We start from the raw sequence: 22,775 nt of genomic DNA, 5'->3' as shown, positions 1-22,775 counted from the left end.
GATCACAACGGCGAGGCGGCCAATACGGTCGAGGCATCATCAGGGCTTACCTTGAGCGCTCTCGCTGGCAGCCAGCCAGAAGCCAGAGCCAGGGATTGCCGCGTCCGCCCGTAGGCTCAACCTTTTTCACAAGCCTTGCGTTAGCCCCGTTCACCCGTCGGCTTTGACCAGCAGGTCCGCCATGCGCGAGGACGAGACGACAAGCCGCGCATTGGGCAGGTCATTCGCCTCGACCTTCAGGCGGGCCTCGGCGGGGGGCAGGTCACGCCAGCGATCCAGAAGCCGCCGTTCCAGTTCCGACAGCGGCACGTCCAGCGCGACCGTCAGGTCGAAATGCGCGGCCAGAGGATGCCATTCGGGATCGTCCAGCAGAAGGTAGTTCCCCTCGACCAGAACCAGCCGGATGGCGGGGTCGATGATGCGGGCGCCTGCGCGGGCGATCTCGATCGCGCGATCGAAGACGGGTACCGCGACCGGCCCGTCATCGGCCCGCAGCCGCGCCAGTGTCGCGGCGAAGCCGCGCACGTCGAACGTGAAGGGCGCGCCCTTGCGCGGGCGCATCCCCTGCGGTTCCAGCCAGAGGTCGTCGTAATGGAACCCGTCCATCGGCAGGATCGCCACCCGTCCCGGATGAATGCGCGACAGATCGGCCAGCAGCGCCTCGGCCAGGGTGCTTTTGCCCGCGCCGGGCGGCCCCGCCAAGGCCACAAAGCAGCGAGACGGCCCGGCGGCCAGAGGGGCAAGCCGTTCGGTCAGCGCGGCGCGGGTGATCGGGGTGCGGCCGCGCATGGCGGGGTCGTCGGTCGGTTTCATGTCGGGCCTTTCTGTCAGATCAGCCCATATTGCCGCGCTTTCATCTTGAGGAAAGACAGACCGTCGGTCAGCACCTCATCGCGCGAGGGGGCGACATCGCGCCAGACCGACAGCGCGTCGGCGATCTGAGGCGGCACGGTGATGAAGCTCTCCATCGCCATGCCGCCCTTGAAGTCGATGGCGGCCAGCGCGCAGAAGACCTCGTCCCACTGGATCGTGTCCATGCCGGGCGTGCCGCGATCGGATGCGGACAGGTGGATGTATTTCAGATGCTCGCGCGCGCGCAGGATGCCGTTGGCCAGGCCCTTTTCCTCGATGTTCATGTGGTAGGTGTCCAGATGCACAAAGACATTCTCGGCGCCCACACGCTCGCACAGGCGGACCGCCTGATCGGCCGAGTTCAGCAGGTGGTTCTCGTAGCGGTTCACGGCCTCAAGGCCAAAGCCGAGGCCTTTGGTGCGGGCATAGGCGGCGGCCTTCTCGACCACGCGGGCGGTGGCGTCGTATTCGGCCTCGGTCGGGCGCTTGCCGGTGCGCTGGCCGATGCCGCCGTAAAGGACGCCGCTCATCGCCTCGGCCCCGATCGAGGCGGTCACATCAAGCGCCATCTTCAGGAAATCCAGCGCGCCTTCGGGGTTGTTCGTGGGCAGCCGGTCAAGGGGCAGGCCAAGCGAGGCCACGCAGGCGACCTGGTGCTTTTCAAGCAGCGCGCGGGTATGGGCCGCGTCCACGCCTTCGGGGTCCAGCATGGTGATTTCCAGAAACGCGATGTCGTGGCGCACGGCCTCGGGGATGGCGTATTCGGCCGCCTCGCGGTTCCACTCCATCGCCCACATCGCGGTATGCACGCCAAAGCCGCTGATCGTCATATCACTGTCCTTGCAAGGGTGTTGCTATTTCAGAAAAAGGTTTCATCGCGCAGCCCAACGGCCCCAGAGATGGCGCGCGACCATCACCGCGATCAGGATCGCCCCCCACAGCGCGGTGGCCAGATGCTGGTTCGTGCCGATCAGGTTCAGCCCCGAGCCGATCACCTGCAGGATCACCAGCGCCAGAACGACCGGCATGACGCGGCCGAAGCCGCCGAAGGGATCGACCCGGCCCAGAAAGCAGGCCAGCACGGTGATTAGCAGATAGGCCTCGCCATGGCCGACGCGGACCGAATTGAAGCGCGCCGCCATGATGATGCCCGCCACCGCGCACATCAGGCCCGACAGCACATAGACCATGGTCAGGGCGCGGCGTGTGTTGACGCCGGAATAGCGCGTGGCCTCGAGGTTCGAGCCAAGCTGATAGATCGAGAAGCCCAGCCGCGTCCGGTTCAGGATCACCGCCCAGAGGATCGCGCAGAGGCCGAAGACGACCAGAGGCACCGGAACACCCGCGACCTGCCCCTGTCCCAGCCACAACAGCGCGGGCGGAAAGCCCGAGACGCTGCCGCCGCGGGTCAGGAACTCGCCCAAGCCGCGCAGAAAGATCATCATCGCCAGCGAGGCCAGGATCGGATGCGCCCCCGTCCGCGCGACGACCACGCCCAGAACCCAGCCGATCAGCCCCCCGCCTGCCAGCGCGACAAGGATCGCGGCGACCAGCACGACCGGACCTGCGGCCGCGCCTCCGCCCCAGATCAGCACCCAGGCCAGCAGAAGGCCCGCGATATTGGCCGAGAAGGTCGCGGCCAGGTTGAAGCCGCCCGACAGGATCGGGATCAGCATGGCCAGCGTCAGAAGGCCCAGCTCCGGCAGCTGATAGCCGATCGACGAGAAGGTCGCCGCCGTCAGGAACCGGTCGCTGAGGACCGAGAACAGCAGGACCAGCGCCAGCAGCACGGCGACCAGCGCCATGTTCTCGCGCAGGGCCGGGGTCGAACGCTCGCCAGAGGCGGACAGAAATCGGGGCATCGCGGCGCCTTTCATGACTGTGCCTCGCGGATGCGGCGGCGGCGCAGGCCCTCGGTCAGGCCGCGCAGCGTTTCCGAGGACATGCTGATGGCGATCAGGATGATCAGGCCCACGATCATGCGAAAGGCAAAGGGCGAGACGCCCAACAGGTTCAGCCCGTTCTGCGTGATCGAGACCAGCGCAAGGCCCAGCACCGCGCCCAGCAGCGTGCCGCGCCCGCCCCCCAGCCGTGCGCCGCCAAGGACCACGGCAGCCAGAACCTCAAGCTCTCGGCCATAGAGGGCGTTGGGCACGACCTCGCGGGCGTAGTTCACCTGCATCAGCCCCGCGATGCCGGCGCAGAGGCCAAGCCAACCATAAGCCAGATAATGCATCGCCCCGATATTGATCCCCAGCCGCCGCGCGCCTTCGGGATTGTCGCCCATGGCGAAAAGCTGCCGCCCCAGGTTCAGGCGGCGCAGCATGAACCAGGTCGCGGCCAGCATCACGACCATGACCAGAACCGGCAGCGTGATCTCGGCCCAGCCTGACCGGGTCTCGTGTTCGAACAGGATGATCCGGCGGCTCAGCCAGCCCGGCAGCGCATAGATCGAGACGCCGCCCGTGAAGAACATCAGAAGGCCGAAGAACAGGTTGAACGTGGCGATGGTGACGACGATGGAGACAAGCCGGAAATGGTGGATCAGCGCCGCGTTGATCGCGCCGAGGCTGAAGCCGATCAGCCCCGCTAGAAGCAGCCCGATGGCCCAGTTGCCGCCGCCGATCTGCATCAGGATCGTGACGACCAGATATTGCACGACCGAGGCCGCCACCGCGAACGAGATGTCGATCCCGCCCGCGATCAGAACGACCAGCAGCCCCGCCGCAAAGATCAGGTTCACCGCCGAATAGTTCAGCAGATCGAACAGGTTGACCAGCGTCAGGAACGTGTCGGTGGCCAGCGACAGGCCAAGGCAGATCACCACGATGACCACGATCAGCCAGCGTTCGGTCGCGCCCACCGCGCGCAGGATCTCAGGCATGGACGGCCTCTTCCAGTTCGGCCAGCGTGCTGCGGGCAGGGGTGAATTCCTCGATCAGACGCCCCTCGCGCATGTGCAGGATGCGGTCTGCGTTGAAAAAGACCTCGGGCGCCTCGTCCGAGATCAGCAGGATCGCCAGCCCCTGACGCGCCAGCTCGTCCACGATGGCGAAGATCCCTGCCCGCGCGCCGACATCGACGCCGACCGTCGGGCTGTCCAGGATCAAAAGCTTCGGCGCGGTGGCCAGCCACTTGGCCAGGACCACGCGCTGCTGGTTGCCCCCCGACAGGGTCGAGACCGCATCCGTGGGCTGGCCGATCTTGACGCGCAGCTGCGTCAGCCAGTCGCGCACCATCGCGGACTTGCGGGCGGGTAATATCAGGCCCAGCCCGCCAAGCACGCGGTCTAGCACCGTCACCACGGTATTGTCGGCGATGGATTGCGGCTGCACGAGGCCAAGCGACAGCCGGTCCTCGGAGACATAGGCGATGCCCATGCGGATCGCGTCGCGATTGTGGCGCATCCGCAGGGGCTGGCCCTGCCAGAGGATCGTGCCAGCGTCCGGGCGGGTCATGCCGAAAAGGCTCAGCGCCAGTTCGGTGCGCCCCGAACCAAGGCGGCCCGTCAGGCCGACGATCTCGCCCGGTGCGATGGTCAGGTCAATGTCATGGTATTCGCCATGCCGCGTCAGGCCGCGCAGTTCCAGCAGCGGCGCGGCGGGCCGCGTTTCCGGGCGGGGGGCATAATCGAAGCTGGTTCCGGTCATCAGCTCGGTCAGCCGGGCCTGCGTCATGCCCGCCGTCGGATAGGTGCCGACCAGCCTGCCGTCGCGAAGCACGGTAACGCGGGTGCAGATCTCAAGCACCTCTTTCAGGCGATGCGAGACGAAAACGACCGCGATCCCCTGCGCGCTGAGGCGGTGGACGATGGCGATCAGGGCGTCCGTCTCGCGCTGAGACAGGGATGCGGTCGGCTCGTCCATGAAGACCAGCCGCGCCTCGGCCACCAGGGCGCGCGCGATGGCGACAAGCTGGCGGTTGGCGATGGACAGGCGCCCGACCGGCATCGACAGCGGAATGTCCACGCCAAGGCGCGCCAGAACGGCGGCGGCCTCGGCCCGCATGGCCTTGCGGTTCACCAGCCGGGGCCGTGCGCCCAGATTGCGTTCGAATGCGATGTTCTCGGCCACGCTCATCTCGGGGAAAAGCGCCAGATCCTGCCAGATGACCTGAATGCCAAGCGCGCGCGCCTCGGAGGGGGTCAGGCCGGTGATGTCGCGTCCCTCCCATTCCATCACGGCGCCAGGTTCGGGGCGATGGACGCCGCTGATCACCTTGATCAGCGTGGACTTGCCGCAGCCATTCTCGCCCGCAAGGCACAGGACCTCGCCGGGGCGGACGTCAAAGGCGATGTCGTCCAGCGCCTGCACGCCGCCGAAGCGTTTCGAGACATGCGCCAGCCGCAGCAGGCTTGCACCCTGCGGATCGGGTTCGGGCATCAGACCCTCCGTCGGACAAGGGAAGGGCGGGACCGGCACGGCCCCGCCCGGAGCGGATCACAGGCCCATCGCGGCCAGATCGTCCACCGTGTCGGTGTTGATCTCGACAAGCTGGTCCACGATGATGTTGCGGCCCTCGGGCTCGATCACGCCCAGCCCCTCGATCTCCATGCCCGCCTCGATCGGCTCGTCATTGGCCAGCATCGTGCCAAGCGTCACGAAGACCTCGCCCGCCTGTTTGGGGTTCCACATGTAGCCGCCCGACAGGATGCCGTCCTGCATCAGCGTGCGGCCCTGACCGGGCGAGAAAGGCCCCAGAACGATGACCTCGCCGCCCCGGCGGCGTTCCTCGACGGCGCGGGCCGCGCCGATGGGGCCCTGGCTGCCAAAGGCCAGGAAGCCGCGCAGACCCTCATGCGCGCGCATCAGGTCCAGCGCCGTGCGGCGCGAGGCGTCCACGTCCTCGGCCACGCCGAAGCGGTCGCCGACCAGTTCCATGTCGGGATGGTTCGCCTCGATCCAGGCGATGGCGGCGTCGGCCCAGGCATTGTGCAACGGCACGGTCAGTCCGCCGACGAAGACCGCGTATTGCCCCTGGCCGCCCAGCAACTCGGCCAGCTGCTGTCCATAAGCCTCGCCAAAGCCCACCGCCGAGGCCAGTTCGAAATTCCAGTCCACATTCTGCTGACCGGGCGATTCATGGGTGACGACCTTGATCCCCGCCGCCTGCGCGCGGGCCAGCACGGGCTCCAGCACGTCGGCATCGTTCGGGACCACGCCGATCACATCGACGCCCTGCGCGATCAGATCCTCGATGGCGCGGACCTGAAGGGCGGGGTCGGCGCTGGTCGGCCCGATCATGAAGGCGTTGACGCCCAGTTCCTCGGCGCGTTCGCTGATGCCTGCTTCCATGGCGTTGAACCACGGAATTCCCCCGATCTTGACCACCACGCCAATGGTCGTGTGGTCGTCGGCCAGCGCGCCCTGCGCCAGTAGTCCACCCGCCGCAACAGCGCCCAGCAGGGCGCGCCTCGTCATTGTCCAGGACGACATGATTTCCTCCCATGATGTGATGCCGACCTTTCCTCCCCGGTCGGTCAAGGATTTGCTAAATCCTTTTAGCAGATGACGTCAACAGGAAATGCGTCTATTTCTTCCGGTCAGGATCATCAGGGGGACGAATGGCGCGGACAGGACGGAAGCCCACGATCAAGGATCTGGCGCAGGCGGCGGGGACCTCGCCCGCGACGGCTAGCCTTGTGCTGAACGGCGGCTGGAAGGATCACCGGATCAACGCCGACACGGCCGAGCGCGTGCTGCAACTGGCGCAGAGCCTGGGCTACCGGCCCAATCAGCGGGCGCGGGCGCTGCGGCTGAACCGGTCCTCGCTGGCGGGGCTGATCGTGCCGCATCACCGCAACCGCTTCTTTGCCGGCCTGACCGAGCATTTCGAAACCGAATCACATGCGCGCGGGCTGATCCCGCTGGTCGCCAGCACCCAGAGGGATGCGCGGATCGAACAGAAACTGGCCGATACGATGATCGCGCAAGAGGTCGAGTTTCTGGTTCTGGCCGGGACCGAGGAACCGGCCCGCATCAACGCGCTCTGCCGCGAGGCGGGGATTCGCTGCGTCAATGTGGATCTGCCCGGCGGCACGGGGTTTTCGGTCGTGACGGACAACCATGGCGGCGCGCGCGACCTGACGCGGCGGCTGATGGCGGGGCTGGCGCCCCGGACGGGGGCGCTGTTTCTGGGCGGCAGACGCGACGAATACGCGACCGAGGCGCGGATCGAGGGCTTTCGCGCCGGGCTGGCCGAGGCCGGGCATGATCCCGACGCCGCCGCGATCCATTGCTGCGGCTACAGCCCGCGGGCGGCCTGCGATGCGATGGCGTCGATCCTTGCGCGGAACGGGGCGATCCCCAAGGCTCTGTTGGTGAACTCGATCACGGCCTTCGAGGGTTTCGCCCGGTTTTGGCAGGCGCACGCGGCAGACCTGCCTGATCTGCGGGTCGCCTGTTTCGACTGGGACCCTTTCGCCGCTTGCCTGCCCATCGAGACGATCATGCTGCGCCAGGATGTCGAGACGCTGATCGCCCGCTGCTTTGCGTGGTTCGACGGCACGACCCTGCGCGAGGGCGAGATCGAGGTCGTCCCGGCCAAGGTCGTCGTGGACGACACCCAGCCGGACGCGACAGGGGCGCTCTAGTCGCGCAGATCCTGCCAGAGACCACCCTGCCGGCTGGATCGGATACAGGCATGGATGAAACGCATGCCGTCCAGCCCGCTTTGCAGGCCCGGCAGCCCGTCGGGCATCCGGCCCGCGATGATCGCGTCGGCGGCGTCGGTATAGATCGAGGCAAAGGCTTCCAGATAGCCTTCGGGATGCCCCGAGGGGACGCGCGCGCTGCCCTGAAAGCCCGGCCCGCCGCGCGACAGGATCTGCGACGGCTCGCCCAGACGGGTCAGGCGCAGGCGGTTCGGGTCGGCATGGGACCAGTCCAGCCCGGCCTCGTCGCCCATGACCCGCAACCGGACCTCGTTCTCGGAGCCCGAAGCGACCTGACTGGCCCAGAGCATCCCGCGCGCCTGATCGCCCAGACGCAGCATCACATGGGCATTGTCATCGACCGCGCGGCCATCGACGAAGGTGGTCAGCTCGGCGGCGACCGACCGGATCGTCAACCCCGAGACGTATTGCGCCAGATGCACCGCATGGGTGCCGATATCGGCGATCGCGCCGCCTTCGCCCGACTGCGCGGGATCGGCGCGCCAATCGGCCTGCTTGCTGCGGCCGGGACGGGCCAGCCAGTCCTGCGCGTATTCGACCTGAACCAGCCGGATGCGGCCCAACGCGCCCTCGGCCACCAGCCTGCGCGCCTCGCGGATCATCGGATAGCCCGCATAGGTATGCGTCAGGATCAGCAGCGCCTGCGAGGAGGCCGCGATGCGGGCCAGTTCCTCGGCCTCGGGCAGGGTCGCGGTCAGGGGCTTGTCGCAGATGACGTGAATGCCCGCCTGCAGGAAGGCGCGGGCAATGGGCATGTGCAGGTGGTTCGGCGTGACGATGGCCACGGCGCGGATGCCGTCGGGGCGGGCAGCCTCGGCGCGGGCCATGCTGTCGTAATCGTCATAGCTGCGCGGCAGGCCGATCGCCTCGGCCGAGGCGCGGGCGCGGGCGGGGTCCGAGGACAGCGCGCCCGCCACCAGCGTGAAGCGGTCATCCATGCGCGCGGCAATGCGGTGCACCGCGCCGATGAAGGCGCCCTGCCCGCCGCCCACCATGCCAAGGGGAATGCGTTCCATGATCTACTCCAATCCAAGCATGTGCCGCAGCGCGCCCCGGTCGGGGGTCGCTCCGGCGGCGAAATCGTCAAAGGCGGTTTCCGTGGGCCGGATCAGATGCGCTTCGATGAAGGGCGCGCCCTCGGCCGCGCCCTGTTCTGCGGATTTCAGGCAGCATTCCCACTCCAGCACCGCCCAGCCCCGATACCCCGCCTGCGTCAGCCGCGAAAAGACGCCCCGGAAATCCACCTGCCCATCGCCAAGCGACCGGAAGCGGCCCGCGCGTTCGGTCCAGCCCGAGAACCCCGAATAGACCCCCTGTCGGGCCGATGGCAGGAATTCCGCATCCTTGACGTGGAAGGCCCGGATGCGGTCGGCATAAAGGTCGATGAAGCCCAGGTAATCCAACTGCTGCAACAGGAAATGCGAGGGGTCGTAATTGATCGCCGCCCGCTTGTGACCGCCTGTTGCGTCGAGGAATCGCTCGAAACTGGCGCCGTCCATCAGATCTTCGCCCGGATGCAGCTCGAACGCGTAATCGACGCCCTGCTCGTCATGCGCGTCGAGGATCGGGCGCCAGCGGCGGGCCAGTTCGGCAAAGGCCTCGTCGATCAGCCCCGGCGGGCGCTGCGGCCAAGGGTAGAGATAGGGCCAGGCCAGCGCGCCCGAAAACCCCACCTGCACGTCAAGCCCCAGATGGCGCGAGGCGCGGGCAGCCTTGACCACCTGCCCCGCCGCCCATTCCGATTGCGCTGCGGGCTTGCCGCGCAGCGCCTCGGGCGCGAAGGCGTCGAACTGGGCGGCATAGGCCGGATGCACGGCGACAAGCTGGCCCTGCATATGGGTCGAAAGCTCGGTGATCTCGACGCCCGCCTCGGCACAGATGCCCGCGATCTCGTCGCAGTAATCGCGGGACGCGGCCGCGCGGTCCAGGTCGATGAAGCGCAGATCGCAGGGCAGCTGGATGCCCTTGTAGCCCAGCCCCGCCGCCCAGGCCGCGATGTTGGGCAGCGTGTCGAAGGGCGCGGCGTCGCCCGCGAATTGCGCCAGAAAGATGGCGGGGCCCTTGATGCCCCGGCTTTCGGTCGTGGTCATGGTCGTCCTTTCAGGCCAGCAGGGCCGATGCCGCCTCGGGGCCAAGCGCCTCGGGACGGTCGCAGGTCGTGGTCAGGGTGACAAAGCGCCCCTCCTCGCCCGAGGCGAGGATCGCGGTCATCACCTCGACCACATGCAGGGCCAGACGCTCGTCGCAGCGATGCGGACGCCCGTCGGTGATCGCCGCCGCCATGTCGGCCAGCCCGGCCACGCGGTAATCGGCGACGTTGCGGCCGTCATTTGTCAGGCGATTGGCAGGCCCAAGGGGATGATCCCAATCCGGCAGGTTGGCCGGTTCGGCATGGCGGGTCAGCCGCAGCGCGCCGTCGAAGAAGTTCGGGTCGGGCAGGTGCAGCGTGCCCTCGCTGCCGTAAAGGGCCATCGGTTCCAGATCGTGCTGCCAGACATCCCAGCTGGCCTGAAAGCTGATCACGGCACCTTGGGCAAATTTCAGCAGGGCATGGATCGTGGTCGGCGTTTCGACCGGGATCGATTGCCCCTTGCGGGCCGCCGAGCCGATCACCCGCGTCGTGCTGGGCGTGGCGCAAAGCGCCGCGACCCGCGCCACCGGCCCCAGCAACTGCACCAGATTCGAGATGTAATAGGGCCCCAGATCCAACACCGGCCCGCCGCCCTTCAGAAAGAAGAAATCGGGGTTTGGATGCCAGCTCTCCATGCCGCTGCTCATCACCGCGCAAGTCCCCGATGCGACGCGCCCGATGGCGCCCCGGTCGATCAGGTCGCGGGCCTGCTGATGGCTGCTGCCAAGGAACGTGTCAGGCGCCGAGCCGATGCGCAGCCCCGCCTCGGCGGCGATGCGGGCCAGTTCGCGGCCCTCGTCCAGCGTCAGGACATAGGGCTTTTCGGAATAGACATGCTTGCCCGCCTGAAGCGCGCGTTTCGAGATGTCGAAATGCGCCGCCGGAATGGTCAGGTTCACGATCAGGTCGATATCGGGGCTGGCCAGCAGGGTGTCCACGCTGCGGGCCTCGATCCCGTATTCGGTGGCGCGGGCCTCGGCGGCAGCCGGGTTCATATCGGCCACCGCGACGAAGCGGATCGCGCGGAAATGCGGCGCCCGCGACAGATAGGATTCCGAGATGTTGCCCGCACCGATCAGGCCCAGTTTCAGTTCGTTCATGGGATCAGCCTTTCAGATCGTGGCCCAGGCGCGGGCGGCCTGACGGGCGAAGCGGTCGAAATCAGCGGGGCGGTCATGTTCGGCGACCAGCCATTCGACCCGCGCATGGGTGCGCAGCGCGGCGATGATGGCGGGCCAGTCCATGATGCCGGTGCCGGGATCGGCCCAGCCATCCTCGTCGCCGCACTCGCCGGTGGGTGCGATATCCTTGAAATGCGCAGCCGTGATGCGAGGCCCGTGCCGGGCGATCCAGTCAAGCGGATCCGCCCCGCCACGGATGATCCAGGCGATGTCGGCCTCCCACTCGATCATGGGGGCGCGGTCCAGGATGATCTGCATCGGCACCTGCCCGTCCGGCAGTGGCACGAATTCGAAATCGTGGTTGTGCCAGCCGAAACGCAGCCCGCGCTCGGCCATCGCGGCATGGGCGGCGGCCAGACGGTCCGCTATCGCGGCCCAGCCCACCGCGTCCTGCGGGCGCTGTTCGGGCGTCAGATGGGGGGCAAAGACCACCCCTGCCCCGGTCGCCTCGGCGATGCGGGCGACCTGATCGGGATCGCTCTCGACCAGATCCAGCGCCACATGCAACGAGGGCATGGCCAGCCCGGTTTCCGCCAGAAGGCCCTGCAGCGCGGACAGGTCGCCAAAGACGCCGCCATAGCCCTCGACCGCGTCAAAGCCCAAGTCCGCCAGCAGGCGCAGGACATCGGCCAGAGGCCCGGCATCGCGCGCCGAGTAGAGTTGCAGCGACAATTTCATGTTCATCTCCCAGGAAAATGCGTCAGAGGCGCAGCCCGCTCTCGGCGTCGAACAGCGACAGGCTGGAGGGGTCAAAGCCGACCGGCAGGCGCTGGCCCGCCCGGATAGGCGTCTCGCCGTCGATGCGGACGCGAAAGGGCGTGTCGCCCAGCCGCGTCCAGACGAGGGTGTCGGCGCCCATCGGTTCGACCACGTCCACCTCGACCTCGGCACGGATCGGCAGGGCGGCGGCGGCGTCGAAGGCGCGGACATGTTCGGGGCGGATGCCCAGCACGACCTTGCCGTCGCAGGGGGCGCGCTCGAACGGATAGCGGCTGATGTCGGCGCTGAGCGCGCCGTGAAAGACGCCGCCCTCAAGCCGCCCCTCCAGCAGGTTCATCGGCGGCGAGCCTATGAAACCCGCCACATAGAGGTTCGCGGGGCGGCGATAGATGTCGTCGGGTGTCGCAAGCTGCTGGATCTGTCCGCCGCGCATGATGGCGATGCGGTCGGCCAGCGTCATCGCCTCGATCTGGTCATGGGTGACGTAGATCATGGTGTTTCGCAGACTGGCATGCAGCCGCTTGAGTTCCACACGCAGTTCCGCCCGCAGCTTGGCATCCAGGTTCGACAGGGGCTCGTCGAACAGGAACACATCCACGTCGCGCACCAGCGCCCGCCCGATCGCCACGCGCTGCCTCTGCCCGCCCGAAAGGGCCGAGGGCTTGCGTTTGAGCAGCGGCCCCAATTGCAGCGTGCGGGCGGCATTCTCGACCCGGCGTGCGATCTCGGCGCGCGGGACGCGGGCGTTTTTCAGGCCGAATGACAGGTTTGCTTCGACGCTCATCTGGGGATAAAGCGCGTAAGACTGGAAAACCATTCCAATCCCGCGTTCCGAGGGTTCCGCCCAGGTCACGTTGCGCCCCGAGATGAAGATCTGTCCCTCGGTCGCGGGTTGCAGCCCGGCGATGCAGTTCAGCAGCGTGGACTTGCCGCAACCCGATGCCCCCAGCAAGACGAGGAATTCGCCCTCGGCCACGTCGAGGTTCAGGTCGCTCAACACGTTTACCGCGCCGTAGGACAGCGACAGGTCGCGGATCGAGACCGAGATCCCGTCGAGGGCCGATGTGGCCATTTGTGCTTGTGCCATGATGTCAGCCTTTCACGGCGCCTGCGGCGATGCCGCGGACGAAAAGTTTGCCAGAGACGAAGTAGATCGCCAGCGGGACCAGCCCGGTCAGAAGGGTCGCGGCCATGTTGACGTTGTATTCCTTGACCCCCTGGACCGAGTTGACGATGTTGTTCAGCTGCACCGTCATCGGATAGCTGTCGGGCCGGGTATAGATCACGCCGAACAGAAAATCGTTCCAGATTCCGGTGACTTGCAGGATCACCCCGACCGCCAGGATCGGCAGCGACATCGGCAGAAGGACGCGCAGGAAGATGCCCCAGAACCCGGCCCCGTCCACGCGGGCGGCCTTGAACAGCTCTTCGGGAAGCGAGGCGAAGTAATTGCGGAACAGCAGCGTCATGATCGGCATGCCGAAGGCCACATGGACCAGCACCAGACCCCAGACCGAACCCATCAGCCCGATCTCGCGCAGGATGATGACCATCGGGTAGATCATCACCTGATAGGGGATGAAGGCGCCGAAGATCAGGATGGCAAAGAATACCTCGGACCCGCGAAAGCGCCAGTTGACCAGCGCATAGCCGTTCACCGCCGCCACCGCGATCGACAGGATCGTGGCCGGAACGACGATCCGGACCGAGTTCCAGAAGCCGCGCGACAGCCCGTCGCAATTCAGCCCCGTGCAAGCCTGCGACCACGCCTTGACCCAGGGCTCGAAGGTGATCTCGACCGGGGGGGCGAAGATGTGGCCCATGCGGATCTCGGGCATGCCCTTCAGCGAGGTGACGACCATCACCCAAAGCGGCAGCAGGTAATAGACCGAGATCACGAACAGCGCGCCATAGACCATGATGCGCCGGGGCGCGAAGCGGCGGACGGGGGCACGGCCCGCAGGTCCGTCCAGCAGGCGCGAGGGCGCCGGTTCCAGATGGTCACGCATGGCGTTTCCTTCCCAGTCGGAGCAGCGCAAAGGGGATGATGATCGCCAGAACCGTGGCCAGCATCATCGTGGATGCGGCAAAGCCCTGCCCCAGGTTCTGGTTGGCGAACATGTAGTCATAGACGTATTTCGCAGGCACTTCCGATGCGATGCCCGGCCCGCCATTCGTCAGCGCGACGACCAGGTCGTAAAGCTTGATGATCCCCGCCGAGATCAGCACGATGCAGGTCGCAAAGACCGGGCGCATCATCGGGATGACCACCCGCAGATAGGTATTCCAGGCGGGGATTCCGTCCACGCGGGCGGCCTTCCAGATGTCGTCGTCGATGCCGCGCAGCCCGGCCAGCAGGATCACGGTCGTCAGCCCCGCCCCCTGCCACAAACCCGCCGCCAGCAGGGCCAGCAGGACCAGATCGGGATTGTTCAGCGGATCGAAGGTGAAGCCCGTCCAGCCCAGATCGCGGATGATGTGCTGCAGCCCGAAATCGGGGTTCAGGATCCATTGCCAGACCAGCCCCGTGACGATGAAACTCAGCGCATAGGGGAACAGGATGATCGTGCGGAACCCGTCCTCGAACCGGATCTTCTGGTCCAGCAGGACGGCCAGCAGGAACCCGATCACCAGCGTCAGGATCAGCGCCGCGATGCCGTAGATCGCCAGATTCTCGACCGAGACCAGCCAGCGCGGCGTGTTCCAGAGCCGCTCGTATTGGGCAAGGCCCACGAAATCCAGCCGCGGCAGCAGGCGGGAACTGGTGAAGGAATGGACCACCGTCCAGACCGAGCAGCCGATGAAGACCACCAGCGCGGTCAGGATCATGGGCGTCGCGGCCAGCTTGGCGGGCCAGTTCCGCAACAGGCGGCTCGGCCGGTCGCGGCGGGGAATGTCGGGGACGATCATGTCGGAAGCCTCTGCAGGGTTGCGCTCTGCCCGGCCGGAGCCGGGCAGCCGCGATCACTTGTCGGCCAGGACGATACGCACCAGCCGCTCATGCGCGGCCTCGGCCGTCATGGTGGACCCGAAGAATTCCGCCATCAGATCCTCGATCTGGCCGCGCGAATCCGGTTGCAGCAATTCGTCGATGGACAGGACCGTGTTGCCCGCAGCCAACGTTTCAAGGCCCCGCGTGGTGCAGTCGTTCACCGCCTGAAGGTCGATATCGCCGCGCACCGGCAGCGAGCCCTTGGCCGCGTTGAAGGCGATCTGCGCCTCGGGCGAGACGATCACCTCGGCCAACGCCAGTTGCGCCTCGGTCGTGGCCTCGTTCCGGTTCACGGGGAAGTAGAACGCGTCGCCCCCTGTGGCGATGACGGGCGCACCGCCCACGCCGATGATGCAGTCGTAATCCTGACCCGCGGTCTTGCCGGCCACGGCGAATTCGCCCTGCGCCCAGTCACCCATGACCTGCGCCCCGGCTTCGCCCTCGATGATGCGGGCGGTGGCCAGATTCCATTCGCTGAGATTGCCGCCCGAGGACATTTCGCGCGCCGCGTCGAGTTCGGCGAAGATGCGCGCCATCTCATCGCCGCGCAGCACATCCTCGTCGCCATCGGCAAAGGCGCTGGTGTAGAATTCCGGCCCGCCCAGACCCGCGACAAGCGTGTAGAACAAAAGGCCCTGCTGCCAGCCCTGCATTCCAAGCGCCAACGGCAGCTTGCCCGCCTCGCGCAGCGCGGGGGCGGCGGCCTTCAATTCCTCCCATGTGGTGGCGGGTTCCAGCCCAGCGGCCTCGAAGGCGGCGGGCGAGACCCACATCCATTGCGGCGAATGGATGTTGACGGGGGCGCAATAGATGCGGCCCTCGAAGGTGCAGGCCTCAAGCAGCGAGGGCGGGTTGATCACCTCGCGCCAGTTGTTGCGCTCGGCCACCTCAGTCAGATCCAGCATCATCCCGGCCTCGACCAGTTCCAGCGCCTGCTGGCCGTGGTTGAACTGGGTCGCACCCATCGGATCGCCGCCCATGATGCGCGACATCATGATCGGCCGCGCGGTCGATCCCGACCCGGCGATCGCGCCATCGATCCAGCGATGTTCGGTCTGCTCCTCGAAGATGCGCGCCAGTTCCTGCACGGCGGCGGCCTCGCCGCCCGAGGTCCACCAATGCGTGACCTCCAGATCGGTGGCCCACGAGGCGGCAGGCAGCAGCATCAGCGCAGCGCCCGCCCGCAGGCGGCGCATCAGGATCTTGCTCATTGTCGTTCCTCCCTGAGACGGCTGCCTGTCGGTTCACGGGCAGCGGCAATCGTTTTCATCGGGGGCTCCTCCGGCCGATGTAAACGATTGCCATGAGTCATCTCACGCAGATTGCAATCCGTCAACGGGAAATGTAATCGTTTACTCAGACGATGTTTCCAGAAAGGTCGAGGCGATGAAGGCGATGGGGATCAAGGATATCGCCCGCTTGGCCGGGGTCTCGACCGCGACGGTCAGCCGCGCGCTGTCCAACCCCGACCGGGTCTCCGAGGCGACGCGCGCGCAGGTCATGGCCGTGGTGCAGGCCCATGATTACAGGGCGAATTCGCAGGCGCGATCGCTGCGCGTGCAGCGCACGGACACGGTGCTGGCGCTGGTCCCCAACTTGGGAAACCCGTTCTTTTCCGAGATCATCGCGGGCATCCAGGACAGTCTGGCGCCTGCGGGGGTCGATCTGCTGGTCGCCGACACGCTGTCGCAACAGGCGCGCAGGCAGTCGGCGGTCAGCCATCTTCAGGGTGCCCGCGCGGATGGGCTGATCTGTCTGGACGGCGCCCTGCCCGCCGATTCGCTGGCCGATCTGGCGGCCCCCGCGATGCGGAACCGGGTCGTCTTTGCCTGTGAATGGGCACAGGGCCATGACTTCCCGTCGGTCCGCAGCGACAACCGGGCAGGGATGCGGCTGGCTGTGGGGCATCTGTTGGAACAGGGCCATCGCGACTTCGCGCTGCTGGCGGGGCCGCCCGGCAATGTCCTGACGCAAGAGCGTCTGGCAGGTGCCCGCGAGGCGCTGGCGCAGGCCGGGCTGGACCTGCCCAAGACCCGCATCGACGGCCACTCTTTCGAGATCGCCGACGGTTTCGCCGCCGCCGCGCGTCTGATGCAGGGGCCAAAGCCCCCCACCGCGATCCTGTGCCTGTCGGATCAGCTGGCCATCGGCTGCATGTCGGGCCTGTCGCGTCTGGGCATCGACGTGCCGGGCGACGTGTCGGTGATCGGCTTCGACGACATCGCGCTGGCGGCCTATTCCAACCCGCCGCTGACGACGATCCGGCAGGACCGGCGCGGACTGGGACGGATCGCCGCGCGGCGCCTGCTGGACGGGCTGAACGGTCGCAGCCCGGGCGAGGCCAGCGATGACGCGCCGACCATCCTGCCCGTCTCGCTGGTGGAACGCGGATCGACGGCGAAGGCGCGGAGCCACCGCTGATCCATGAACGGCCGCCGCAGACGCGACCGCGGCGGTCCCGACGGCCTGTCTTTCAATCCTGAATTTTTAAGTCAGGTTTTGATTGACAAATCTTAGTGAAATAGTCGATCAGGCGCCGTCTCACTAAAGCAGCAAAGCCATGATCCTCTCGCGCTCCGTTCTTCTTGCAGGGGCCGCCCTTGCGGCCCTGACCCATCCCGCCCTGTCGCAGGACGAACCCGTCTTCGTTCTGGGCGGCATCACGCTGACCCTCGACGATGTGTCGGGCTATGTCTCGCCCGGTGCGCAGATCGGCAAATCCGCGACCCGCCTCTCCGAGACGCAACAATCCGTATCGGTCGTCACCCGCCAGCAGATCGAGGATCAGGGCGCGCGCAATCTGGGGCAGGTCCTGTCCTATACGGCGGGCGTGGTCGGCCAGCCTTTCGGCACCGATCCGCGCTTCGACGCCCCCGTGATCCGGGGCTTCGACGGCAGCCGCGCGCAATATGTGAACGGGCTGCGCCAGTTGCGCGATTTCGGCGCGCCCACCTCCGAGACCTACGGCCTGCAACAGGTCGAGGTCCTGCGCGGGCCGTCCTCGTCGCTTTATGGCGCGGGTTCGCCCGGCGGCATCATCAACCAGGTGCAAAAGCGCGCGCGTTCGGGCGATTTCTCCGAGGCGGGGCTGGGCTTTGACAGCAATGGCAGCCTGCGCGCCTTCGCGGATGTGAACCGCAGCCCCTCCGCGACCCTGTCCTGGCGCCTGACGGGGCTGGGCAGCGATACCAGACAGCAGATCGAGGATCTGACCAACCAGCGCGGCTATCTGGCGGGCGCGGTGCGGCTGGCGCCGCAGGACGGGACCGTGATCGACCTGCTGGCCTCGACCACACGGGACGCTCCGATCACCCCGGCACAGGTGCCCTATGCGCTGACCCGGACCGGCGATGCCGCGAGCCTGCGCGAACTTCATGCGGGCGAGCCGTCCTTCGAGGGCAGCGACCGCGTTCTGGTCGATGCGGGCGCCGAGATCAGCCACATGCTGGACAATGGCTGGACGCTGTCACAGGGCTTCCGGGCCGAGCGGCTGGACTGGGATTACACCGGTCTCTACGTCACCGGCCTGACCGGGAACGACATCACGCGCGGCATCATCGCGCAGGACGAGACCAGCGACAGCCTCAGCCTCGACACGCGCCTGACCGGCGAGATCGTCACCGGCGCCGTCACGCACCGCATCCTGACCGGGCTGGACCTGCGCCGCTACGAGGCCGAGGCCAGGACCCGCTTCGGCTCGGCCCCGTCGCTGGACTGGCGCAATCCGGTCTATGGTGTGACGATCGACCCGTCCTACTGGTTCGACATGAACCGCAGCGTCACCCTGCGTCAGGCCGGGATCTACGTCCAGGACGAGATCGAGGCCGGCGCATGGCGCGGCCAGCTGGCCCTGCGTCATGACCGCGCCGAACAGACCGGGCGGACCGTGAACAGTGGCGGCCTGAATGCGCCCATTGATCAAAGCGACAGCGCCACGACCGGGCGCGTCGGGCTGGGCTATGTACTCACCAGCGGTGTGATGCCCTATCTTGGCTATTCGACCTCGTTTGATCCCGAGATCGGCGCCGATATCGACGGCAACGCCCTGCGCCCGACCGAGGGGCGGCAGGTCGAACTGGGCGTGAAGTATGAACCCTCGGGCTGGAACGGATTGGTGACGGCGGCGCTCTACGATCTGCGCCAGACGAATGTCAGCCGCACCGTGACCGAGGGCGGCATCACCGGCCAGCGCCAGTTCGGCGAGGTGTCGTCGCGTGGGCTTGAGGTCGAGGCGACGGCGGAACTGACCGAGGGCTGGGCCCTGCGCGCAAGCTATGCCTGGAACGAGACCGAGCAGAAGGGCGGCGCCTCGGCGGGCCGCGCGCTGCCCAATGCACCTCGCCACGTCGCGGGGCTCTGGCTGGACCGCGATCTGGGCAATGGTTGGCGTCTGGGGGGTGGACTGCGCCATGTGGGTGATCGCTTCGGCGATGCTCAGAACACCCTGCCTTTGGACGGCGCGACACTAGCCGATCTTGGCGCAACCTATACGAGTGGCGCGTTGACCGGCTCTGTCAACATCCGCAATCTGACGGACAAGGCGTGGCTGGCCAATTGCGGCGCCTTCGGCTGCACCTATGCCGATGGCCGGACTGTGGATGCACAAATGATATGGAAATGGTAGAAAAGGCGCCCCATGCGCCAGGCCCCGACCGCCGCACGATTCTGACCGCCACCGCCGCCGCCCTGTTGGCGGCGGCTTTGCCTTGGCCGGTCCGCGCGGGCAGGGCAGCGCCCCGGATCGCCGCGATCGACTGGGCGATGCTGGAAACGGCCGTCGCGCTTGGCCATAGCCCCGTCGCTGCTGCCGAGCTGATCCAGTTCCGCCGGATCGGCGCCACCACGCTGCCCCCCGCGACCATCGATCTGGGCCTGCGCGGCTCGCCCAATCTCGAGGTGCTGCATCTGGCGCGGCCCGACCTGATCCTGTCCTCGTCCTATTATACAAGCTATGAGCCGCAGCTGGCGCGCATTGCGCCGGTCCTGTCGCTGACCCTGTTCGCGCCGGGCATCCCGCCCATGCGCCCCCTGACCGAGGCGCTGGACAGCCTCGCCCTGCGGCTGGACGACCCCGCCGCGGCAGCGCGCGCCCGGCACCAGACCGATGCGCGACTGAACGCAGCGGCGGCGCGGCTTTCGGCCCATGCAGGGCGCCCCCTTGCGCTGATCGATATCGGTGATCAGCGCCATTTCCGCATTTTCGGCGCCGACAGCCTGTTCGGCGCCACCTTGGGGCGACTGGGGCTGGCCAATGCCTGGCACGGCGACACCGCCTACAGCTTTCTGGCGCCCGTCCCGATCGAGCGGCTGGCCGAGATCCCCGAGGCGACGCTGATCCTGACCGGCCCCGTGCCCCCCCACGCCGCCGAGGCGCTGGCGGAAAGCCTGCTCTGGCGCAGCCTGCCCCAGGTCGCCCTGGGCCGCATCCATCAGCTGCCCCGGATGAACGCGTTCGGCGGGCTGCCCTCGGCACTGCATTTCGCGGATTGCCTCGTGACGGCGATGGCATGAGCCGCGCGCTGCCCCTTGTTGCTGTGGCGGTCCTGCTGGCCTTGTGGCTGCCGGTCCTTCAGGCCGCGTCCTGGCCAGCCTGGCCCTGGCACCCCGAGGGGATGAGCCTCGACCAGATCATGTTGGCCTATGGCCTCTTGCCGCGGGTCGCGGCGGGGCTGCTGGCGGGGGCCATCCTGGGACTGACGGGCGCGCTGCTGCAGATCGTGCTGCGGAATCCGGTCGCGGACCCGACCACGCTTGGCATCACCGCGGGGGCGCAGCTTGCGCTGGTCCTGGCGACGCTGCTGGCCCCGGCCATGCTGGAAAGCGGGCGCTGGCCCGTCGCGGCATCGGGGGCGGCTGGTGCCGCAACGCTGGTCACGGCGATCGGCGCGGCGCGGTCCTTTCATCCGGTGACGATGGTCATTGCCGGGATGCTGGTCGCGCTGACCGCCAGCGCGGTGACGGCGGCGCTTGTCCTGTCGCAGGGCGAATACCTGCTGTCGCTGGTCATCTGGAACGGCGGCTCGCTGGTCCAGCAGGACTGGTCCAGCGCCCGCACGCTGGCGCTGGTTCTGGGACCGTCCGCGGTGCTGGCGGGGCTTCTGCTGCGGCCGCTGGTGCTGCTGTCCCTCGGCGGAGAGGTCGCGCGCGGCCTTGGTCTCAATGTCGGCTGGCTGCGGCTGGCGGCAATCGCGCTGGCGGTTCTGCTGAGCGCGGCGGTCTCTGCCGAGCTGGGGCTGATCGCCTTTGTCGGGCTGGCCGCCCCGGCGATGGTGCGGGCCTTGGGCGCGTCTGATCCGGGGCGGCTTCTGGCCCTGTCGCCCCTGGCAGGGGCGCTGATCCTGTCGCTGGCCGACGCGGCGGTCCTGCATGGTGCCCGGCTGACGGGAGAGATGTTCCCGACCGGCGCCCTGACCGGCCTGATCGGAGGGCCTCTGCTTCTGTGGCTTCTGCCGCGCCTGCGCGGTGCCGCGCCGCCAGGGCTGGAAACGCCCGCCGCCGCAACGCGGCGCGCACAGCACCCGCGCCGCCTGCTGTCTGCGCTGGCGCTGGTTCTTGTGCTGGGCGGTGCGGCGCTGGTCTGGGTCGGCCGGGTGCCGGGCGGCTGGGTGATCCTTGATCCGGCACAGGCGGGCCAGTTCCTGCCGCTGCGCCTGCCGCGCCTGATCGCGGCGGCGGCGGCGGGCGCGGCCCTTGCGACAGCCGGGGCGATGCTGCAACGCCTGACCGCGAACCCCTTGGCCTCGCCCGAGGTTCTGGGCGTCTCGGGCGGCGCGGCGCTTGGCTTCGCGCTGGCAGTCTTTGCGCTGGCCGCGCCGGGGCCTCTGGTCCTGGCGGGGGCGAGCATGGCGGGGGCGGCGCTGGCCCTTGCGCTGCTGCTGGCCTTTGCGGCGGGGCGTGACCTGCCGCCCGAGCGTGTGCTGCTGGCCGGGATCGCGGTCTCGGCCCTCGCCTCGGCACTGCTGACGGCAATGATGGCCGTGGGCGACATGCGCGCCTTTCGCGTGCTGGCCTGGCTGTCGGGATCCTCGGCGCATCTGGGCATGGCAGATGCGCTGGCCATGGCCGGGGTCGCCCTGGGCGTGCTGCTGGCCGGGCTTGCGATGACGCGCTGGCTGGCGATCCTGCCCTTGGGCGGGCCGGTCGCCATCGGGCTGGGCCTGCCCGTCGGGCGCGCGCGTCTGGCGGTGATCGGGCTGGCCGGTCTGGCCACGGGGGCCGCGACGATGCTGGTCGGGCCGCTGTCCTTCGTCGGATTGATGGCGCCCCATCTGGCCCGGCGCATGGGCCTCTTGCGGCCGGATGATCACCTGACCGGCGCCGCCCTGACCGGCGCCTGCCTGATGCTGGCCGCTGATTTCGGTGCCCGGATGGCGGGCTTTCCCTATGACCTGCCGCTTGGCCTGTTCGCGTCGCTGATCGGCGCACCCTGGCTGATCTGGCTGATGCTGAGGCGCGCATGACACTGTTTTCCACCCGTCGCCTGATCGTTGACGTGCCCGGCCGCAGGCTGCTGCACGAACTGGACCTGGACCTGCCGCAGGGGCGGATGACGGCGCTGATCGGGCATAACGGCTCGGGCAAGTCCACGCTGCTCAAGGCGCTGGCCCGGCAGGTGCCGCATGGCGGGCGCATCACCCTCGAGCGGCGCGCGCTGGCCGAATGGCCCGCCCGCGCGCTGGCCCGGCGGCTGGCCGTCCTGCCTCAGGTGACCCCGCCGGCCGAGGGGATGAGCGTGCGCGAGCTGGCCGCCCTGGGCCGCTATCCGTGGCATGGCGCGCTTGGCCGGCGTCGCGCCTCGGACCGGGCGGTGATCGACGCGGCGCTGGCGGAATGCGGGCTCTCGGCGCTGGCCGACCGGCTGGTGGACACCCTGTCGGGGGGCGAGCGCCAGCGCGCCTGGCTGTCGATGCTGGTCGCGCAGGAGGCCGCGACCCTGCTGCTGGACGAGCCGATCAGCGCGCTGGACATCGCCCATCAGGTCGAGGTCTTGGCGCTGGTGCGCCGGATGTGCCACAAGCAGGGCCGCAGCGCGGTCGTGGTGCTGCATGACGTGAACATGGCCGCGCGGTTCTGCGACCATATCGTCGCGCTGAAACAGGGCCGCGTGGTTCTGGAGGGGCCGCCCTCGGCCCTGATGGACCCGGCGGCGCTGCATGCAGTCTACGGTCTGCCGATGCAGGTCCTGACCGACCCGGACGGTCGCCCCGTCGCCATCCCCGCCTGAGA

General features: G+C 68.0%; 20 protein-coding genes. 6 read left to right on the top strand and 14 right to left on the bottom strand.

Annotated elements, in window-relative coordinates; translation table 11 throughout:
* Positions 1–150: 150 nt before the first annotated feature.
* From ACTZWU_RS11170 to ACTZWU_RS11145, 6 genes are read right to left on the bottom strand one after another with little or no spacing between them, the layout of a single operon-like run.
* Complete coding sequence (locus ACTZWU_RS11170; protein ID WP_444737438.1) at positions 151–813, bottom strand: nucleoside/nucleotide kinase family protein; 663 nt, start codon at positions 811–813, stop codon at positions 151–153.
* A 14-nt stretch (positions 814–827) separates the two neighbouring features.
* Positions 828–1,682 (bottom strand): sugar phosphate isomerase/epimerase family protein, encoded by an 855-nt coding sequence (locus ACTZWU_RS11165; RefSeq protein ID WP_444737437.1) that lies wholly within the window; start codon positions 1,680–1,682, stop codon positions 828–830.
* Positions 1,683–1,724: 42 nt separating this feature from the next.
* On the bottom strand, positions 1,725–2,714 hold the full coding sequence (locus ACTZWU_RS11160; protein ID WP_444737436.1) for an ABC transporter permease: 990 nt from the start codon (positions 2,712–2,714) through the stop codon (positions 1,725–1,727).
* An 11-nt stretch (positions 2,715–2,725) separates the two neighbouring features.
* Positions 2,726–3,736, bottom strand: a complete 1,011-nt coding sequence (locus ACTZWU_RS11155) for an ABC transporter permease (RefSeq protein ID WP_444737435.1) — start codon at positions 3,734–3,736, stop codon at positions 2,726–2,728.
* A complete protein-coding gene (locus ACTZWU_RS11150) occupies positions 3,729–5,234 on the bottom strand; it encodes a sugar ABC transporter ATP-binding protein (protein ID WP_444737434.1) in 1,506 nt (501 codons plus the stop codon). Before ACTZWU_RS11150 ends, ACTZWU_RS11155 begins: the two co-directional genes overlap by 8 nt.
* A gap of 57 nt (positions 5,235–5,291) precedes the next feature.
* Positions 5,292–6,287 (bottom strand): substrate-binding domain-containing protein, encoded by a 996-nt coding sequence (locus ACTZWU_RS11145; protein ID WP_444737433.1) that lies wholly within the window; start codon positions 6,285–6,287, stop codon positions 5,292–5,294.
* A 128-nt stretch (positions 6,288–6,415) separates the two neighbouring features.
* Here ACTZWU_RS11145 and ACTZWU_RS11140 point away from each other — a divergent pair, with 128 nt between their 5' ends.
* On the top strand, positions 6,416–7,444 hold the full coding sequence (locus tag ACTZWU_RS11140) for a substrate-binding domain-containing protein (protein WP_444737432.1): 1,029 nt from the start codon (positions 6,416–6,418) through the stop codon (positions 7,442–7,444).
* Here ACTZWU_RS11140 and ACTZWU_RS11135 read toward each other — a convergent pair.
* From ACTZWU_RS11135 to ACTZWU_RS11100, 8 genes are read right to left on the bottom strand one after another with little or no spacing between them, the layout of a single operon-like run.
* A complete protein-coding gene (locus ACTZWU_RS11135) occupies positions 7,441–8,541 on the bottom strand; it encodes a Gfo/Idh/MocA family protein (RefSeq protein ID WP_444737431.1) in 1,101 nt (366 codons plus the stop codon). The genes ACTZWU_RS11140 and ACTZWU_RS11135 overlap by 4 nt on opposite strands.
* Before the next feature lie 3 nt (positions 8,542–8,544).
* Positions 8,545–9,615 carry a sugar phosphate isomerase/epimerase family protein gene (locus ACTZWU_RS11130; RefSeq protein WP_444737430.1) on the bottom strand — a complete coding sequence of 357 codons (1,071 nt, stop codon included), beginning with the start codon at positions 9,613–9,615 and terminating at the stop codon, positions 8,545–8,547.
* A gap of 10 nt (positions 9,616–9,625) precedes the next feature.
* Entirely contained in the window at positions 9,626–10,756 is a 1,131-nt protein-coding gene (locus ACTZWU_RS11125; protein ID WP_444737429.1) for a Gfo/Idh/MocA family protein, read from the bottom strand.
* A 12-nt stretch (positions 10,757–10,768) separates the two neighbouring features.
* Entirely contained in the window at positions 10,769–11,515 is a 747-nt protein-coding gene (locus tag ACTZWU_RS11120; RefSeq protein WP_444737428.1) for a sugar phosphate isomerase/epimerase family protein, read from the bottom strand.
* Positions 11,516–11,537: 22 nt separating this feature from the next.
* Positions 11,538–12,644, bottom strand: coding sequence for an ABC transporter ATP-binding protein (locus ACTZWU_RS11115; protein ID WP_444737427.1), 1,107 nt, complete (start codon positions 12,642–12,644; stop codon positions 11,538–11,540).
* A gap of 4 nt (positions 12,645–12,648) precedes the next feature.
* Positions 12,649–13,566, bottom strand: a complete 918-nt coding sequence (locus ACTZWU_RS11110) for a carbohydrate ABC transporter permease (protein WP_444737426.1) — start codon at positions 13,564–13,566, stop codon at positions 12,649–12,651.
* Positions 13,559–14,467, bottom strand: a complete 909-nt coding sequence (locus tag ACTZWU_RS11105; protein ID WP_444737425.1) for a carbohydrate ABC transporter permease — start codon at positions 14,465–14,467, stop codon at positions 13,559–13,561. The genes ACTZWU_RS11110 and ACTZWU_RS11105 overlap by 8 nt, the downstream gene beginning before the upstream one ends.
* A 54-nt stretch (positions 14,468–14,521) precedes the next feature.
* Positions 14,522–15,760, bottom strand: coding sequence for an ABC transporter substrate-binding protein (locus ACTZWU_RS11100; protein ID WP_444737424.1), 1,239 nt, complete (start codon positions 15,758–15,760; stop codon positions 14,522–14,524).
* Between the two features lie 175 nt (positions 15,761–15,935).
* Between ACTZWU_RS11100 and ACTZWU_RS11095 the strand changes: the two genes are divergently transcribed.
* From ACTZWU_RS11095 to ACTZWU_RS11075, 5 genes are all read left to right on the top strand, one after another.
* Positions 15,936–16,970 (top strand): LacI family DNA-binding transcriptional regulator, encoded by a 1,035-nt coding sequence (locus ACTZWU_RS11095; RefSeq protein ID WP_444737423.1) that lies wholly within the window; start codon positions 15,936–15,938, stop codon positions 16,968–16,970.
* Between the two features lie 139 nt (positions 16,971–17,109).
* A complete protein-coding gene (locus tag ACTZWU_RS11090) occupies positions 17,110–19,173 on the top strand; it encodes a TonB-dependent receptor (protein WP_444737422.1) in 2,064 nt (687 codons plus the stop codon).
* Positions 19,167–20,060, top strand: coding sequence for an ABC transporter substrate-binding protein (locus ACTZWU_RS11085; protein WP_444737421.1), 894 nt, complete (start codon positions 19,167–19,169; stop codon positions 20,058–20,060). Before ACTZWU_RS11090 ends, ACTZWU_RS11085 begins: the two co-directional genes overlap by 7 nt.
* Positions 20,057–22,009, top strand: coding sequence for a Fe(3+)-hydroxamate ABC transporter permease FhuB (gene fhuB / locus ACTZWU_RS11080; RefSeq protein WP_444737420.1), 1,953 nt, complete (start codon positions 20,057–20,059; stop codon positions 22,007–22,009). The genes ACTZWU_RS11085 and fhuB overlap by 4 nt, the downstream gene beginning before the upstream one ends.
* Complete coding sequence (locus tag ACTZWU_RS11075; protein WP_444737419.1) at positions 22,006–22,773, top strand: ABC transporter ATP-binding protein; 768 nt, start codon at positions 22,006–22,008, stop codon at positions 22,771–22,773. Before fhuB ends, ACTZWU_RS11075 begins: the two co-directional genes overlap by 4 nt.
* Positions 22,774–22,775 lie beyond the last annotated feature (2 nt).

Source organism: Paracoccus sp. NSM (assembly GCF_052379855.1).
In the GTDB taxonomy this organism is placed as follows: domain Bacteria; phylum Pseudomonadota; class Alphaproteobacteria; order Rhodobacterales; family Rhodobacteraceae; genus Paracoccus.
The sequence above is the reverse complement of the archived record's forward strand: the minus strand, read 5'-3'. Positions and strand labels throughout refer to the sequence as shown.